Annotated in this window: 17 protein-coding genes; 7 read left to right on the top strand and 10 right to left on the bottom strand. The window is 42.1% G+C overall.

Annotated elements, in window-relative coordinates; all coding sequences use genetic code 11:
- Positions 1-114: 114 nt before the first annotated feature.
- Entirely contained in the window at positions 115-639 is a 525-nt protein-coding gene (locus L2729_RS06800; RefSeq protein ID WP_248987588.1) for an RNA polymerase sigma factor, read from the top strand.
- Between the two features lies 1 nt (position 640).
- Entirely contained in the window at positions 641-1,009 is a 369-nt protein-coding gene (locus L2729_RS06795) for a DUF6768 family protein (protein ID WP_102038786.1), read from the top strand.
- Between the two features lie 76 nt (positions 1,010-1,085).
- On the opposite strand, the gene L2729_RS06790 is transcribed toward L2729_RS06795, so the two are convergent.
- From L2729_RS06790 to pepT, 6 genes are all read right to left on the bottom strand, one after another.
- Positions 1,086-1,601, bottom strand: a complete 516-nt coding sequence (locus tag L2729_RS06790; protein ID WP_248987587.1) for an NUDIX hydrolase — start codon at positions 1,599-1,601, stop codon at positions 1,086-1,088.
- A 129-nt stretch (positions 1,602-1,730) separates the two neighbouring features.
- Positions 1,731-2,432 (bottom strand): tRNA (adenine(22)-N(1))-methyltransferase, encoded by a 702-nt coding sequence (locus tag L2729_RS06785; protein WP_248987586.1) that lies wholly within the window; start codon positions 2,430-2,432, stop codon positions 1,731-1,733.
- Between the two features lie 89 nt (positions 2,433-2,521).
- Positions 2,522-3,223, bottom strand: coding sequence for a Rossmann-fold NAD(P)-binding domain-containing protein (locus L2729_RS06780; RefSeq protein ID WP_248987585.1), 702 nt, complete (start codon positions 3,221-3,223; stop codon positions 2,522-2,524).
- Between the two features lie 204 nt (positions 3,224-3,427).
- Positions 3,428-4,423 carry an HlyD family secretion protein gene (locus L2729_RS06775; RefSeq protein WP_248987584.1) on the bottom strand — a complete coding sequence of 332 codons (996 nt, stop codon included), beginning with the start codon at positions 4,421-4,423 and terminating at the stop codon, positions 3,428-3,430.
- The gene (locus L2729_RS06770; RefSeq protein WP_248987583.1) at positions 4,423-4,761 is read right to left on the bottom strand and encodes a DUF3302 domain-containing protein; all 339 of its coding nucleotides are present in this window, start codon (positions 4,759-4,761) and stop codon (positions 4,423-4,425) included. Before L2729_RS06770 ends, L2729_RS06775 begins: the two co-directional genes overlap by 1 nt.
- A 319-nt stretch (positions 4,762-5,080) precedes the next feature.
- Complete coding sequence (gene pepT, locus L2729_RS06765) at positions 5,081-6,307, bottom strand: peptidase T (protein ID WP_248987582.1); 1,227 nt, start codon at positions 6,305-6,307, stop codon at positions 5,081-5,083.
- A 323-nt stretch (positions 6,308-6,630) separates the two neighbouring features.
- On the opposite strand from pepT, the gene L2729_RS06760 reads away from it, so the two are divergent.
- Positions 6,631-7,398: an ABC transporter permease gene (locus L2729_RS06760; protein WP_248987581.1), complete on the top strand. Its 768-nt coding sequence runs from the start codon at positions 6,631-6,633 to the stop codon at positions 7,396-7,398.
- Between the two features lie 530 nt (positions 7,399-7,928).
- Positions 7,929-8,684 (top strand): hypothetical protein, encoded by a 756-nt coding sequence (locus L2729_RS06755; protein ID WP_248987580.1) that lies wholly within the window; start codon positions 7,929-7,931, stop codon positions 8,682-8,684.
- Between the two features lie 115 nt (positions 8,685-8,799).
- On the opposite strand, the gene L2729_RS06750 is transcribed toward L2729_RS06755, so the two are convergent.
- Positions 8,800-9,027 carry a hypothetical protein gene (locus tag L2729_RS06750; protein WP_101092678.1) on the bottom strand — a complete coding sequence of 76 codons (228 nt, stop codon included), beginning with the start codon at positions 9,025-9,027 and terminating at the stop codon, positions 8,800-8,802.
- A gap of 863 nt (positions 9,028-9,890) precedes the next feature.
- Between L2729_RS06750 and rsmS the strand changes: the two genes are divergently transcribed.
- Both rsmS and L2729_RS06740 read left to right on the top strand, forming a co-directional pair.
- Entirely contained in the window at positions 9,891-10,055 is a 165-nt protein-coding gene (gene rsmS / locus L2729_RS06745; RefSeq protein ID WP_248987579.1) for a pleiotropic regulatory protein RsmS, read from the top strand.
- A gap of 72 nt (positions 10,056-10,127) precedes the next feature.
- On the top strand, positions 10,128-10,850 hold the full coding sequence (locus tag L2729_RS06740; RefSeq protein WP_248987578.1) for a DUF599 domain-containing protein: 723 nt from the start codon (positions 10,128-10,130) through the stop codon (positions 10,848-10,850).
- Here L2729_RS06740 and L2729_RS06735 read toward each other — a convergent pair.
- A complete protein-coding gene (locus tag L2729_RS06735) occupies positions 10,834-12,183 on the bottom strand; it encodes an ABC1 kinase family protein (protein ID WP_248987577.1) in 1,350 nt (449 codons plus the stop codon). The genes L2729_RS06740 and L2729_RS06735 overlap by 17 nt on opposite strands.
- A 211-nt stretch (positions 12,184-12,394) precedes the next feature.
- Between L2729_RS06735 and L2729_RS06730 the strand changes: the two genes are divergently transcribed.
- A complete protein-coding gene (locus L2729_RS06730; protein WP_248987576.1) occupies positions 12,395-13,768 on the top strand; it encodes a leucine-rich repeat-containing protein kinase family protein in 1,374 nt (457 codons plus the stop codon).
- Between the two features lie 53 nt (positions 13,769-13,821).
- On the opposite strand, the gene L2729_RS06725 is transcribed toward L2729_RS06730, so the two are convergent.
- A complete protein-coding gene (locus L2729_RS06725) occupies positions 13,822-15,141 on the bottom strand; it encodes a DUF3300 domain-containing protein (protein ID WP_248987575.1) in 1,320 nt (439 codons plus the stop codon).
- Between the two features lie 103 nt (positions 15,142-15,244).
- The gene (locus tag L2729_RS06720; protein WP_248987574.1) at positions 15,245-16,729 is read right to left on the bottom strand and encodes an ATP-binding protein; all 1,485 of its coding nucleotides are present in this window, start codon (positions 16,727-16,729) and stop codon (positions 15,245-15,247) included.

Genomic DNA, 16,729 nt, shown 5'->3' with positions numbered 1-16,729 from the left:
GTCATACCTTTTCATCTTGTTCAGCTAGAAAGAGTATTCTCAACTTTTAAATGAACCTTTTATCAATATCTATCGTCTTTAATACAAATGGGCTAATGGAGAGATAATCACACGATGCAGCAAGCGCAAATTGAGTTGTGGGTACTTGAAACTCAAGCGGGTAGTCAGCAGTCATTCTCTGCCTTATGTCGTCACTTCTATCCGAGCGCGATAGGCTTCGCAGTCAAAGTGGCAGGGGATATTAATTTGGCTGAAGATGCGGTGCAGGAGGCTCTGTTAAAGCTGTCGAGAACTATCCATAAACTTCAGGACCCAGCCACGATTAATGCCTGGGTGTTCAAGTTAGTACGTTGGCAAGTTCTGGATTTAATTAAACGGCAAAAGCATTATCAAAACATTGAAGATATTGAGGTTGTAGCGCCGATTGCGGATGTTAACGCTAATAATAGTACCGATGGCTTTAAAGCATTATTAGCACAGATCCCACTGGTAGAAGGTCAGGTGCTATACCTGTTTTATTTACAGGAATTTAGCGTCACTGATATTGCAAGAATACTAGAGGTCCCAATAGGCACCGTTAAGTCTCGTTTATTTCGGGCTAGAAAAATGCTCAAACAACAGATAGAGCAGGAGAACTAATATGAATATCGACAAAAAAATTCGTCAAGAATTGGCAAGAGAACAACAGCAAGTTAATGCAACACGCAGCCAAGACCCAACACTGTTTGGCATGCTAGGAGATGCTTACAAGGGGCGGCTCGGCGGCTGGATGATATTAATGAGTTTTATCGCTGTGCTACTCAGTGGGTTAATGTTGTGGTCGGGCTATCAATTCTTTTTCGTTGTAGAGAGCGAAGCTGCGTTAATTAAGTGGGGCGTGACACTGTTATTGAGCAGTATGATGCAGATAGCGATAAAGATGTGGACCTTCAATGAAATGAACCGTAACGCCATTCAGCGGGAAATAAAGCGCCTTGAAGTGGCGATTGAAAAACGGGATCAAGGCTAAATTTACTTTACTTAAGTTAAGCGCTTACCGTTAAGGTGACGGTTCTTCATTGCTATTTAGAACCGTTATTCAAAGCCTAAAGCAATTCTTCTACAATGAGTTTTAACAGGTATGTCTCACGTTCTATCGACATGCCTTTTTTAGGGCTGTTGGTAATGGTATGTTCATTGTGAGCAATGGCTTGGTGAATATTAATCCATAGAGGGCGCATGCCATTTTGGATCTCATGCTGCTCAAGTCGTGTTTCGCCCAGTTCCGGATGAATGGTGCATATATAGCAATATGACTCCATATGCACTAAATCAAAGTCATCTTTGTACCAAGGTCGAAACTCTTCATAGCAGCCAAATTCACTCAAAATATCGATATGATGTGCACCGGTCTCCTCTTCCAGCTCTCTCACTAGACCTTGGCGTAGATCTTCACCCTCATCGACGCCGCCTCCAGGGATGCTGTAGTCATGATAACGCTCGGTGTATAGCATGAGGATATTTTCGCCATCAAGGATAATGCCACGTGCGGCCTGGCGATGGAATCGCTTGCCCTTAAGAGAGGTAAGTTCAGGGTGTATGGTGGATTTTAATAGGCGCATAGTTCACTTTATCTAAGGGTTAGGTTACTTAAACCGAATGCTGACGGATAGGCATTGCAAAAGAGTGCAGATGATAACCTAACGAGCGATTGATGATGACTCTAATCTTTGGCGTTATATCAAGTCGTTTCAGTTTTGAGATCGTAATGCTTGATAAGTCTCGATGATCTGCGTTATCTCACTATTTTGGGCTTCATCTTGATTTGGTTTTTTTAATAACCCGACTTGAATACGTTGATAATGGGCTAAGGTTTTTTGTAAATAACGTTGATCAATTAGGCGAGTTAAATCCCACATCTTATCGCCAACCAGCGACACAGCTTGTTGAGATTGCGTCGATACATGCAGAATTTCATAAAAGCGTTGGTTGTCTTCAATGAGGTGTTCGTCGATTAACCCAAGTTTAAGTTTGGCTAATGCTTTGCGAACTTCAAAGATGTGATGCACAGGGCAAAGAATAAATTCAAGTGAATGCTGTGGATGCTTAGCTAAAATAGCCTGTACTAGCTCTACTAAAAGTTCGCCACCTATGCCTGCAATAATCACCAATTGGATATTCTTTTTGTCGGCTAATGGCAATAAAGCGACATCAATACAGTGGACTTTCCAGCATTTTACATCGCCATCAACGGCTGGGTAAAAGCGCTCTAGCTTCGTTGAAACCTCTTGCATTAAGTCAGGAACAACATCGACAAAATGGATGGTGTTAGCGCAATTGTTATCCAATAATTTTGCACCTAATAAGCCATGGTCGCAGCAACAATCCCAGATGTGGTCATAGTGGCTGTGCACCATGGTTACTATCTTTTTAAGTCGCTGGCTTATTTTCATTTGCGTGTGTGATGTTAGGTTTGAGAATGGCAGAGCATTCTAATCTATCTCACGATGATATAAACCCTATCGGCCTATAAATATGAAAATTACAACATGGTTTGGTTGTGAATTCTTATCACCTGTAAGTCAGTTGCGTTTGAATTTGGTGGGCATAACTTTTCGGGATTGTGCGCCATCGTTAACATGGCACTTGCCACACTGTCGCCAGAGATAGGTTGATAACGTTTTAAAGGCCCGATAAACAGCGGAGAAACGAGGTTGAAAACAGATTGCCCAAATGATTCAAGCGGTCGATGTTGAGAGCGCTCGCCTAAAAGTAGGCTAGGTTGAAATAAAATAAGCTTGGCGATAGCCCCTTTAGCTTGCTCGTTAGTGGCTAACGTAGACGCTAAGGCTAATTCGGTTTCACCTTTAATTCTGTTATAAAAGGTACTTGATTGGGGATCAGCACCCAGTGCCGTCACGACGAGGTTAGTGCTGGCATGGCATAATTGCACAAAGTCGATAACAGCCGTTTTATCCACGGCGGTAAATGCTTGCTGGCTTCCTGCTTGTTTGATCGTGGTGCCTAAACAGCAAAAAGCATGGTCTATTTTTTCGCCGACAGTTATAGTGGGTAATTGTGATAATTGGCAGAAGATAAATATGACTTCAGTCGCTAATGATGCTGAAAACGTAGGTTCAAGGCGACCAAAAACTAAAATTTTGTCATAGGCCTCTGAATCGATCAGCTTTTGCAGAAGTTCATGACCAATTAAACCTGTTGCGCCAATGATTGCAGCATTCATTAAATAACGTCTCTATCGTAAATGGTTAGCTTGCAGTCTAAGGGTAAACGACCTAGATTTGAATCCCTTAATCTTGTCTGCATGATTGCGCCTATGCATCAGTCACTGCAACAATACAAAACTCATTAAATTAATAACGAGTTTTGTATTGGAAGAGACCTGATGAGATCACTGCACTTTGAGTATTGTTGAATTTAGGCTAGCCTAGCCTTCAAACAACCAACCTTGCCAGCTTTGCATGCGCAAAATGACTTTACGGACAATTGAAAATGCTTTCCAGTTAGGAGAATAGACCGCCACATGTGCATCGGTACCTGCAGGTAAAGGCATATCTGCAATTAACTCTGGCTGATTTAGCTCGACTTTAACTAACAATCGCCCTGCTTGTGCATTTTGTTCCGGCTTTATTAGATTGCCTGATGGCATAACAGCACCTTGGGCAAAGATATCATTGACTTGCACTACGGTAGCGCTAAATGCGTGTCCAGGAATCGTGGCAAAGGTGATCTCTGCTTTATAGCCAGGCTTAATATAACGTGCTGGTGTTTGCTTAAAAGCGGCAAATATTTGTTTATCTTCAGCGTGAACAAAAGAAAGATTACCTTTAAATGGTATCGTGCGACTTTTCATTCCGGGTCTGAGTGCTACTTGAGTGACATACCCGTCAGTCGGTGCTCGAACCGTTGTGCTATCAAGGTTAAACTGCGCTTGTTTTAAGTCAGCTTGAAAGCCAATTTTTTGCTCTTTTGCTTCAATAAGTTGAGTACGTAAACGATCGACTTGTTCCTGAGATGAATATTGATATTTCTCTAAATCACTGTAGCGCTTTAGTTCTGTATGGATGAAACTTATTTTTGCTGATATCTGCTTAAGTTGCGCGTCTAGCTTGTTAACCGTAGCTAAAAAAGGTGTTTTATCAATTTGATAAAGTGCTTGGTCTTTTATCAGTGGCTTATTCCCTTCGACATACACTTCAGTCACCAAGCCACTCACCTGTGACGTTATTGGCGTTGTTACGCTATACACTCGTGCCATACGTGATACCGGCTGGTACATGGCCATATATAGGAAAATCCATCCCATAAGAATCAGACCGATGACACCCGCAGTGGTCAAGGTCCATTTATTCTTAGGTAATTTGAATACCTTAAACGCGACGACACATAAACTGATGTAACTCAGTAAAATTAACGTTTCCATTACTGTTCTCCCACTTTACTTGCTAACGCATGAACATCGGTTTGTAGTTGCGTGAGTTGTAGTTGCAGGTTTTGCTGTTCACCAAGGCTTAAGCCTTTTACTGCTTGGCCTTGCGTTTTTGGATCGTAGTACATGGCCCAGACCCACAGCAATGGCCAAAGCGCATGCATAAAAAACAAACTTATCCAGCCAGTGACATGGATAGCTTCTTGTTGTGGGTGATTGCGTTTTACGGCTATTTCGTAGGGAATGTCGTGAATTGCGATTAGGCCATAAATAAAAATAAGTATGACAAATAGGAGTATTCCTAGGGATGCATAATCTAAAGCTAAGTTCATATTTACTCTCTCAAAGTAAGTTTAATTGGGGTGGAATTCCTTTTCCAGTTCTTTGAGAGAGTCTTCCGTAATCGGTGACCGTAGTGACTATAGACTCGCTTGATTGAAGGGCTATCGCGTGCACTATGACGGCAGATAGTTTCAATCGGATAGACTCTCTCTTCCTACTCGCAAATCTGTTATGACAGCGAAGTCGTATAGTAGAATGACAGAGAGAGTTGTTCGATAATGCAACACTTAAATGTGGATTAAGATTAAGTTAATCCACATCTGCTTTTGATAATGAGATGGTTAAATGGACCCTGTAGGGGTTTTAATTTTACGTTTGCTCTAGTGCCGTTAATCTCGCTATTTCAATGAGCGTTCGACTGGCTTTTTCCATTGATTCGAGACAGACATATTCATGCTTGCCGTGGAAGTTGTGCCCGCCGGTAAAAATATTGGGGCAGGGTAATCCCATATATGAAAGACGAGCACCATCGGTACCGCCGCGAATGGGCTTAATGATGGGCTCAATATCAAGGTTGCTCATTGCTTGCTTAGCAATATCGATAATATGTGGGTGAGGTAAGATCTGCTGCTTCATGTTGAGATAAGAGTCTTGTACCTCAATAGATAGCTGGCCAATAGAGAGGTTTTGGTTATATTTCTCAACTAAGTCGACCAACCAGCGTTTTCTCTGCTCAAAAAGGGTTAAATCAAAGTCTCGGATGATATACGTAAGCGTTGCTTTTTCGGTGACACCTTCCATGCCGATAAGGTGGAAAAAACCATCATAATCGCAACTATATTCAGGCGTGTCTTTTAATGGCATTTTAGCATGGAAGCGTGCGGCCATCGTTTGGGCATTGATCATTACACCAAATGCGGTGCCAGGGTGACAATTGTTACCAGTAGCGGTAATGACTGCGGTTGCGGCATTAAAGTTTTCATATTCTAGTTCGCCAACTTGACCGCCATCTACGGTATAGGCCCATTCAGCGCCAAAACCTTCCACATCAAAATGGTCTGCACCACGACCAATCTCTTCATCTGGGGTAAAACAAAGTCTTATTCTGCCGTGAGGGATATCTGGGTGAGTGATGAGGTGATGTAGCGCAGTGATAATTTCGGCAATTCCGGCTTTATCATCAGCGCCGAGCAATGTTGTGCCATCGGTCGTAATAAGCGTCTGGCCAACATACTGATTAAGACTATCAAACTGGTTTGGAGAAAGAACTTCCTCTAAACCTAGATCAATGTCTTTACCATTATAGTTTTCGATGATTTGTGGAGAAACTGCATCACCAGAGTAATCTGGAGCGGTATCTAAATGAGCGATAAACCCAATACAGGGGACGTTATCAATCGTTGCCGGTACCGTGGCCGTTAAGTATCCCTTATCTGAAAGTTGCACTTCATCAAAGCCTAAACTGACTAACTCTTGGCGTAGAAATTGGGCAAATACAAATTGGTTATGAGTACTTGGAACACTATAGTGTTGGCCGTCAGATTGAGTGTTAAAACTGACATATTTGAGGAAACGCTCACGTAGATGTTGTTTCATATTCAAGTTTTTTAATATCGAAAAGTGGCCAGAGTCTACCAAGGCGCAAAACGAATTCATTAGATATTGATCAAGTTTTTTTGAATTCCAAACTAATTATACAAATTGATGATGTTAAAAACGTGACTGTACAGGTGTAAATGTATGTTTAATTTGCCGCTAGTTTGTTGTTTTCATTACTGAGTATAGCGTTGAAACATCGCCATTATCCCGTATTAAACCTAGTCATTTTTTTTAGATGATTTTATTGAATTAGTTACCTTTAACTGTCCATTGCGATTATATTGCCCTATTGCTGTTTCAAAACTTAATAGAAGAGCTGTATGGATATTAGCTGGTGGCAATTGGCAAGTTTTATGATTATTTTGGTCGTTCCTGTTGGTATCGAACGTTATTTCAAGCTGGGGCTCAGCAAAGACATGCTAAGTGCCGTGGTGCGTATGCTGGTGCAACTCGTCCTCGTGGGAGTTTATCTGCAATACCTGTTTGAACTTAATAGTTTGTCGGTCAATCTATTATGGTTATTACTGATGCTACTCATTGGTGCCAGTGCTATCGTGAGCAAGGCAAAGTTGTCGCGTAAGTTACTCTATCTCCCTGTACTAGCGGGTTTATCATTAGGCTTATTTCCAGTGCTTTGGTTGATGATTGTTTATTTGCTAGCACCTGAACCTCTTTATAGCGCGCAATACCTGATCCCCGCAGCGGGAATGCTGTTAGGTAACTGCTTGAGCGGCAATATCGTTGCTTTACAGCGTTTGTTTGGTGCTTTTGAAGATAGAAAAACTGAATATGAGGGATCATTGGCATTAGGGGCTACTGCCTACCAAGCCGCGCTACCTTTTGTCCAATCTGCAATGCAACAATCTTTTGCGCCGATACTTGCGTCAATGGCAACAACGGGCTTGGTGACACTGCCTGGGATGATGACTGGGCAGATTTTAGGTGGCGTCGATCCTCTTATTGCCATTAAGTACCAAATCGTTATTTTAGTGGCTATCTTTGTCACCTTGACGGTATCGGTATCGAGCTCACTATTATTGAGTATTAAAACCGCCATCACCATTAATGGGCGAGTAAGGCAGTCTTAATAGATGCAACATTTTGCTAATACTTAGGGTCTGTAGATCTTTCACGGTTGTTTTTACCGCCGTTTATTGGCTATTTTGACAAGGCGGAGGCTATGTCGTTTAGTCATTCTCCACAAATAGCCTACAACACCGTAAAAATAGCCAAGAAGCGCGGTCCTTAGAGTTCGTTTCAATGCTTTTAGTCTTTTATAGCAAGAAGGCGTTACGCGCTTTCGCTTGGTCAGCTAAGTATTGTCGCTCAATATTCGTACTAAAGTCATTATTCCTTTCGGTAAGTAATCGAACAAAAACTAAGCTCAAAAGTTCAGCAGCCCTTAGGACCTTTAACAACGATTGGCTATAGGGAAACACGGGCAGCGATATTTTTTCGTAAATCATTGCTGGTGATATGAGTATTATCTAAAAATTCTACTAGGCTTGTTACTAGCTAATACAGCGTTAATTCATAATCTTAAGAATAGTGGATTAGGCTATTCATAAACCGTTATTGGCTTATCTTTGATTACAGACTGAATGGAAATGGAATGCCTATGTTTAAGTCGCTTATATTTAAATCACTCATGTCATGCTTATTAATGTCACTTTTGTTAGCGAGTCATAATGCAAAAGCTGAAACTTGGGCATTTGAAGTTACCCCCTATTTATGGCTTGTTAATCAGCAAGGTCAAACCGGTTATGTCGATGAAAATGGGATCCCTATTATCGTTGATATGGATATGTCGTTTAGTGAGATATTTGAAAATCTAGACGGTGCAGTGTTATTGAATTTTCAAGCGAACAAAGGTAATTGGCAGTTTGGGATTGACTTGGTTTACATGAAACTTAAATATGATACCAAGACCGATGTTGCTTCCGCTGAATTGACTGCGAAGCAAAAGATGCTCGATATAGTGGCTGCTTACCGTTTTTCAAAGCAAGCTAATATTGAGTGGTATGCTTTTGCTGGCGCTCGGGTTATCGATATCAGTAATAAGTTGGAGGTCAGTTTTGTTGATCAGCGTCGTGAGCCAAATTTTGGTGATGATTGGTATGACCCGCTTATCGGTATTAAAAATAAGTGGAGCTTTAGTGACGGATTCTATCTTGTAAGTCGTGCTGATGTGGCTGGTTTTGGCGTTGGTTCTGATTTCTCTTGGTCATTAAACTTAACCATGAATCAAGATTTGTCAGAAAATTGGGCGCTTAAATATAGCTTCAGGTATATAGACGTTGATTACGATGATAACGATTTTATATTTGATATGGCATCAAGTGGTTTTGGCTTGGGGATCACTTACCAGTTTTAAAGCTTTAAGAAATAAACATCGAACCCAAATATCGGTTTAACTAGGCTGCTTAACAATCCAAACGTAACCGTGGATTAGAGCAGCCTAACTATTTATTCAGCCGATATTTGACCCTTTATAGAATGATTTCCATATCAAGTTCAATATCAGTACAACCCTTCTTACAACGGATCCCTGAAACGGTTTTGTCTTGGCCTTTAACCGGTAACTTCATCTCTAGTACTTGCTTGCAAGTCTGACAAAGTACGGTATTTCCCTTGAACACTCGCTTAATAAGATTCTTTTGCTCGTTAAAAGATTTAGCTGTGGTGTCATTTATTACTGAGAAATCCATCTTTGCCATCGGGCGTCACCTTAAGTATTTTGTTGATGTTGCTTATTGATAGTGCTTATTGGTAATGAGTATATCTAGGCGACAAGTAATGTGGAAGCGAAAGATACTATCTCTGTGCACGCTCAGTGCCTATATTTATGAACTATTATTCTTTTACACGATTAAACAGAATTTTGGCTGTTAATTTTACGTTTTAGGTCGTGGTGTTAAGTCTTTGTACAAAAAGGCTGCTAGCCATCAACCTTGATATTTGGCCGTTTATTATGCTTTTTATTGCAGCCAACATACTAAAGCCTTATTTGAATGTTCTAGGGCGCAGGATGCCATGCTGCGATGAAGGAATAGCTTTCAAGCATGATAATATCCCCTAAGCGTGCAGGCAGCTTTGCTGCTATCTTAGAGATATTGCTCGTCTTGTCTGGAATAAAAAGTCCCTCTAATCCTTTTAGCCTCGTTTATTTATTTTTGAGATGATGAATGCCTGCACGATGTGACTGTTAACCTAGGGGCTGTAGATCTTTCACGGTTTTTTTTACCGCCGTTTATTGGCTGTTTTGACAAGGCGGAGGCTATGTCGTTTAGTCATTCTCCACAAATAGCCTACAACACTGTAAAAATAGCCAAGAAGCGCGGCCCTTAGGGTTCGTTTCAATGCTTTTAGTCTTTTATGACTAGAATGCGTTACGCGCTTTTCGCTTAGGTGGCTAAATCATCGCTCAAGCCTTTTAGTCAAATCATTCTTCTTTACGGGAAAGAGTCGAACAAAAACTAATCTAGATTAGGTGTTTCATTTTTATCTGTTCTGTTTTTTGATCTTAATCACGATAGAATAGAACACCTTAAGCTAGGCATCGAATGACAGAGGTTAACGTGTGAGTGATGGCGAAAATGAATCAGGCTTGGCAGCTGCGCCAGCTGAAGTTAAATTGGCGGTAGACCTTATTTTCCTTTTAGAATCAAATAATATAGCACCTGACGTTGCGCTTGCAGCGCTAAAGATAGTGAGTGCAGATCTAGAAAGTAAGCTCACGGCTTAATCTTGCTGCTGTGTATTTCTCTGTTTAGCGAGGGTAGACCTCTATTTTTCATTCGGTGCTCATGAGAGTGTTATGACTATTTCAGTATTAGATGTTATTGCAATTATGACCTTTATTTTTAGTTGGGTCGGCTATGCCCGCTTTGCAAAAAGTAAGGCTAAAACCACTAATTGTATTGCCCGTTGTTTGCATCAACATCGTATTCACTGGATGTATGAGTTGATCACTCGAGAGATCCGAGTCGGTGAGGCCGCACTGCTAGCCAACCTAGAGCGTAATATCTCTTTTTTCGCTTCTACGACGATGTTAGTGCTTGCGGGTGTATTAACCCTCTTTGCTCAGGTTGAGCGGTTGGAAGTGATTATTGCAACGATCCCTTATGCAGCGGATCCTAATCATGCACTGGTGCAAGTTAAATTGGGGGTGTTAACCTTTATCTTTATCATGGCTTTTTTCCAATTTACTTGGTCGATGCGCCAATATGGATTTCTCAATGTGATGATTGGTGCAGCGCCTTATGATAAAGAGGGGCGTAATGAAAACCTACGTCGCTATGCAAAACAGATGGCAGTGGTGCAAGACCAAGCCGCTCACTCATATAACTACGGCTTACGCTGTTACTATTTTTCAATGGCAGCGCTTTGCTGGTTCTTTCATCCGTTACTGTTTATTGCCGCTAGCATATTTGTGGTGGTGACTTTGTACCGACGTGAATTCAAATCAAAAGCCGTATTGGCGATTACCGAAGGCCAAGAGTTGCTCAAAGCGGAGCGTAAGATTAAGTATCCATCGTAAAAGGGGATGCCTGTAACTGTGTTTCGAACAACTGCTTTACGTTGACCTTAGCGCCTATTTTTGATGCTAATAAATACAAGCCTGCTAGCTTTCTGTGAATAAATATCGCATCTGCTGGTGGGCTATGCCATTCGTTACGATCCATGCTCATTGCCATGCCAGCCTGCTTTATCCTTTTCGCTAGTGTATCGTCACTAAAATCATAATCCCCCTCAAAGCGTAATGGCTCACAAGCGAGATAGAAGACATCTAACACCAGAGACTTTTGCTCTTTAGTTATCGCATCTTGGAAAAAACCGATATTTTGAGCCGCATTTTCCATTGTTTTTCTGTCGTTAATCATACTGGCAGCCATAAGCTGCTTATATTGATCTGATAACGCGGTTGGAATTGCACGGGTAGCACCAAAATCAAGCAGTACTAATTTGTCAGACTCAGCTTGGTATTGGTAGTTGGCAAAATTGGGATCGGTTTGCATGAGCTTGAAAGCAAATAGCTCTTTAAAGAATAGTTTGAGTAGTCTTGTGGCGATATTGTTTCTGGTCACTTGCTCCAGCGTATTGATGGAATCAATACTTTGTCCATCGATAAACTCCATCACTAAAATATTTTGATTACAAAGTACTGGATAGGTTGTAGGAACAATAAATTCATCCGCATTTATCTCATCGCTGGCAATAAGAGATTGAAAACGCTGCAACATGGAGAGTTCATTTTGATAGTCGGCTTCAACATGTAGTTGTTTTCTTGCTTCAGCTAGCAGTTGGTCAAACTGAACGTTACTCGGGATAAGCTTAGACAATTTAAGTATCGCAGCAACATTGTCGATATCACTGTCAATACTATTACGGATCCCTGGATATTGCAGTTTCACTGCCAGTTTTTCGCCTGATGCTAACGTCGCTAAATGCACTTGACCAATTGATGCCGCAGCAAAAGGGTTAAGCTCGAAATGGGCGAAAGGGTCTAGCCAATCATTCCCCCAGTTTGTTTTTAATAAAGTGACCAATTGTTTGTGCGGCATCGCCTTAGCGTCAGAGCGCAGTCGTGACAGAATATCACTCAATTCTTTTGGTAATAGCTCACCAGAGTCCATCGACAGCATTTGACCCACCTTCATCGCAGCGCCACGAAGTTCGGCAAGTTTGTCCGCCATATGAGTAATGTTATTGGGGGTCATCACTAATTCATTTAGCGACGGCTTCTGACCTTTGCTAAGCCTTTTAGCCCCCTCTACCAATACGTTGCCAGCAAGGCGAGATGCTAGTCCTCCTAAGGAGGAGAATCGGGATAAGCGACTGGTAGGGACTTTAGCCGTTTGTTTATGCTTCATTGTACTTAACCTTAGTCTCTGCCAGTAAGCAGATAGTCGTGATAGCGTAAGTGAGGTCATTAATGTTATTTGATGCTAAAGCAATACGTTAGAAAGTAAATATGGATCAGCTAGGAGGGGCAATTTATAATCCTGTTAATCGTCGCTTTCTCATTTTTCTCGAATGTATTACCATTGCCGCCATTTTGAACATTCGGTAGGGCAGTAAATTTTGCAGACATTGGCACAGTTAACATCAGGCGAGTTAAAAGGCACTAAACGATTAACCCTTTCAGAGAATTTGACCGTATTTCCTGAGGCTATTTTTTCGCTCGCAGATACCTTAGAGGTGTTAGATCTCTCTGGTAATCAGTTAACTGAACTTCCCAATGACTTTGCTCGATTACAGCAACTGAAACGGTTGTTCCTCACCAATAATCATTTTGAACAGATCCCCACAGTGATAGCGGCTTGTCCTCGTTTAGAGATGATAAGCTTTAAATCTAATAATCTAACAGCCGTAGCGCAAGGTACATTGCCTTTGCAAACTCGCTGGTTGATATTGACTGACAATCAAATAACATCGTTACCTGACGATATGGGGTCGTTACATCAATTACAAAAATTAGCACTTGCGGGCAATAAACTGAGTGCTTTACCTGCCAGTATGGCTAATTGCAGTCATTTAGCGTTAGCGCGCCTATCCGCGAATCATTTCACTCAATTTCCTGATTGGTTGTTTCAATTACCAAAGCTAGCTTGGTTAGCGTTGTCAGGTAATCCGCTGAGCAAAGAGGGTGAGGGCGCACGTGTAAGCGCTAAGCTGCAATCGAAGCCGATGCAAACCGTCGCATTAACCGATATCCAATTGGGTCAAGTGATTGGTCAAGGAGCCTCTGGTGTCATTTATAGTGCCAAATGGTTAAAGCAACCAGAGTCACTCTATGGTTGCGATCTCAATATTGCAGTGAAGCTCTTTAAAGGTGAGGTCACCAGCGATGGTTACCCAAGTGATGAGCTTGCGTGTTGTTTACAATCTGGGGACCATCACAATCTTATTAAGGTTGTCGCTCAAATTAATCAAGCTGATCAACTTGGACTGGTGATGGAGCTCATTCCGAATTCATTTGCTAACTTAGGTTTACCGCCATCGCTGGACACGTGCACCAGAGACACTTTTGTTAAAGGCGAAGAGCTTGGATTGCAGCAGGTGTTATTTGTGCTGACGCAAATGGCAGATACCATGACCCATCTACATCAAAATGGCGTAAGTCATGGTGATGTGTATGCGCATAATACGATGATTAATCTTGAAGGCTCAATGCTATTTGGTGATTTCGGTGCATCGTCAAATTTGAGTTTATTGCCTGAATTACAAAAAGAGGCGATGGAGAGTATCGAGATTAACGCGTTGGGATGTTTAATCGATGATCTTGTTGAAAACAGATTACAACTAAGAGCGGATCAGCTTGATTTAGTGGCTGGACTGAAGCAACTCAGTGAAGACTGTCTACAGATTGATTTGGCATTACGCCCACGTTTTAGTGAGATGTTAGCATCGCTTAACGCCCTCCAAAATAAGCTCAATGCAGCAGTGGTTAGCTAAAGTAAAAATCTCAACTCCATAGACGGCTGATGGTCTATGGAGTTGTTTCGGCCCTAATTCCTATCTCTTTTCTGCTGGTGATGATTCGTCTTTGAGTTGTTGTTGCCCTGTTTGTGGCTGCGCTGGTTTGTTGCTGGCTGACGGCTTTTAACCTGCTGATGGCTCTTCACTTGTTGATGACTCTTAACCTGCTGATGGCTCTTCACTTGTTGATGACTCTTAACCTGCTGACGGCCCTTTACTTGTTGATGACTCTTAACCTGCTGACGGCTCTTTACTTGTTGATGACTGTTAACCTGCTGATGACTGTTAACCTTCTGACGGCTCTTTACTTGTTGATGACTTTTAACCTGCTGATGACTTTTGACAGGTCTGCCGTTTGCATAGTGAGTATTACGCTGAGTGGGTTGCTGTTTTAATTTATTAGCAAACTGCATCTCACGGCTTTTGTTCACATGATGCGTTTTTTGACCTCTAATTACCTTATTGTGTGCACGGCTTGGACTATGGCTGTTGTACTTGTGTCTCAATGCATTATTACTATAGGCGACGCCGCGTCGATGTTGTGGCTTGTGTGCCCATCGCTTGGCACCGTGGCTGGTGACAATACGGCCATGATGGCGGTAGTGGCGTGAGTTCTTATGATGCACCACCACGACCTGGTGTCTGCTCCATTGAAACGCACTGAAATAGTAATTGAAACTAATATGTACGCCACTATGCCAGTAGAAATGGCCATAGCTAGGCCTAATGTAGCCTGGATACATCGTCCAATAAACGGGTGGATAGTTATACCAAGACCAAGCGCCATAGACGACTCTTGGATCATAATAGGGGACGTAAACAACTTCCTTTCTAACGGGTTCAATAACGATTTGGTTATTGGCACGAGTCACCTGCATATTTTGCATATCCTCAAGGTTATTCGCATTATCCGCTTGCAGGCGTAAGCTTTGAATACTGGCAAGCACTTGGGCTTCATTCTGTAAAAATGCATCGCCTAGTGATTGAGTCCACTGCAGATCCTCACTCAACTTTTGTAACACGGTAGGGAAAGCGACTAAGGCTGTCACACTCGGATCCCATTGCATTGCTTCTGCTTTGTTTACTTGACGTTCAGTACTGAGTTGTTGGTTTTTCTGCTGCCAGCGCTGCGCTTCTACCACTTCTAAAGGGTAGGTTGCCGCAATCAAAATATGGGTGAGCAAACTGTCTGGATAGAGTGCAATTGGGGCTAGCATCTGTGCTAACTCGCCCTCGCTCAGTTGAGTCTGTATCGTACTATCATAATCTTGTGCGCAGACGCTCGTCGGCGTTATCCATTGCAAAAGGATTACCAGAGACAAGCCACAGCATTGTTTGAAAATGTTCATATGCTTTCCTATCGATAATTGACGATGTGGTTATTATAGGAAGGCCAAGATGAACATAAGCTGAAAGCAGAAAAACAGTGGTTATAGGCTGGTGTTGTTATTTTTAGTATTTGAACGTAATGGTAAAAGAGGCGCCTCCTAAAAGTTGAGATTGACCAATGGATAGCTGACCATGGTAGCTATCGACCAAATCGCGCACTATGGCTAATCCGATCCCGTGGCCCATTTTGTAAGAGTCGGCCCTAATCCCGCGCTCAAATATTTGCGCTTGTAGGGTTTCATTTACGCCACTTCCGTCATCTTCCACTTGCAGCACTAGCGCCGCCCCATTCTGAGTGATGTTGAGCTGTACCGTGCTAGCCGCTGCTTTACAGGCATTGTCGAGTACATTACCCAAAATCTCAGAAAGATCAGCTTCATCACCCTTAAAAATGGCCTCACGGTCAACGTTCTGCTTAATGGTGATGAGTGGTTGGCAGTATATTTTGGGTAGGTTTCGGACCAGTTTATCTGAAATGTTCACTACTGGAATACCAAGATGCCAAGCACTGCCTGCAGCTGATTGGGCACGTTTCAGTTGGTGGCCAATAATACGGTTTATATGAGTGACTTGCTCAAATGACTCTGGGCTTAAATCGGTCTGACTTTGAATAACGGCTAGCGGTGTTTTAAGGCTATGAGCAAGATCTGCTAATGCATTTCGGTAACGTTTACGTTGATTTTGTTCGGTGCTTAGCAAGGTGTTTAATTGCTGCGCAACAGCTTGTAGTTCCGTTGGGTAACGATCAGAAAGCTGATTTGCTTTGCCATTTTCGATTGCACTGAGCTCGGTTTCTAAACTCGAAAGCGGCTTTAACGTCCACCATAGCCAAGTCATCTGTATGGCAAGCAATAAGCCCATAAGGATCATTAACCAGCGCCAAAGTTGCTGAGTAAATTGATCGACCTGTTGTTGAAACTCTGTTTGATCTTTAATGATATGAATGGTGATCGGGAATCGACTATTTAAGTGCTGGCTTTCACTATTTATTGCTGTTGGCAGTTCGAAACTGACACTAAAGCTGTATATCAGGTGTGGCTGGCCATTGAGCTCTATTTCACTGAATTGGCCTTGCCCTTTATTGGGTGTAGGCAGCTGATTTGGCAGTTCTATACCCAGTAATGAGTCTGAGCGCCAAGCGATTGTTTGATTGTCTTTTGAAGTAATATTGGTGCTGTTTAATGGTGTTGCTGGTGGCGATGTTTCAATAATCTTTGCATTAAAGGCTGCACGATTCTTGCTCTTAAGCACTGATGTATTTGGAGTGCTAATGGCGGCATATAGGCCTGATTGAATCACATTGAATTGGTTTTCGAGTAGTACTTCAGGCATCAATACGCCGTCACGGCTCACTTCTGTCACGGCTAAAATAGCGTAAACGTAGGCTTTCAGCTCATTCATTGATGCACTTTTTACTTGTTGTTTAAAGGCATCGTTGAGGGTGAAACCAATCAAGGGCATCAATATTAAAATAAGCAGCAGCGCACTCACAATTAGCCTAGCTTTGAGCGAGTGCATTACTTTGGGTAACCGCTTTACTGAGAGCAT

The sequence above is a fragment of the Shewanella gelidimarina genome (assembly GCF_023283945.1).
GTDB classification, from domain to species: domain Bacteria; phylum Pseudomonadota; class Gammaproteobacteria; order Enterobacterales; family Shewanellaceae; genus Shewanella; species Shewanella gelidimarina.
This window is presented reverse-complemented; position numbering and strand designations above follow the sequence as displayed.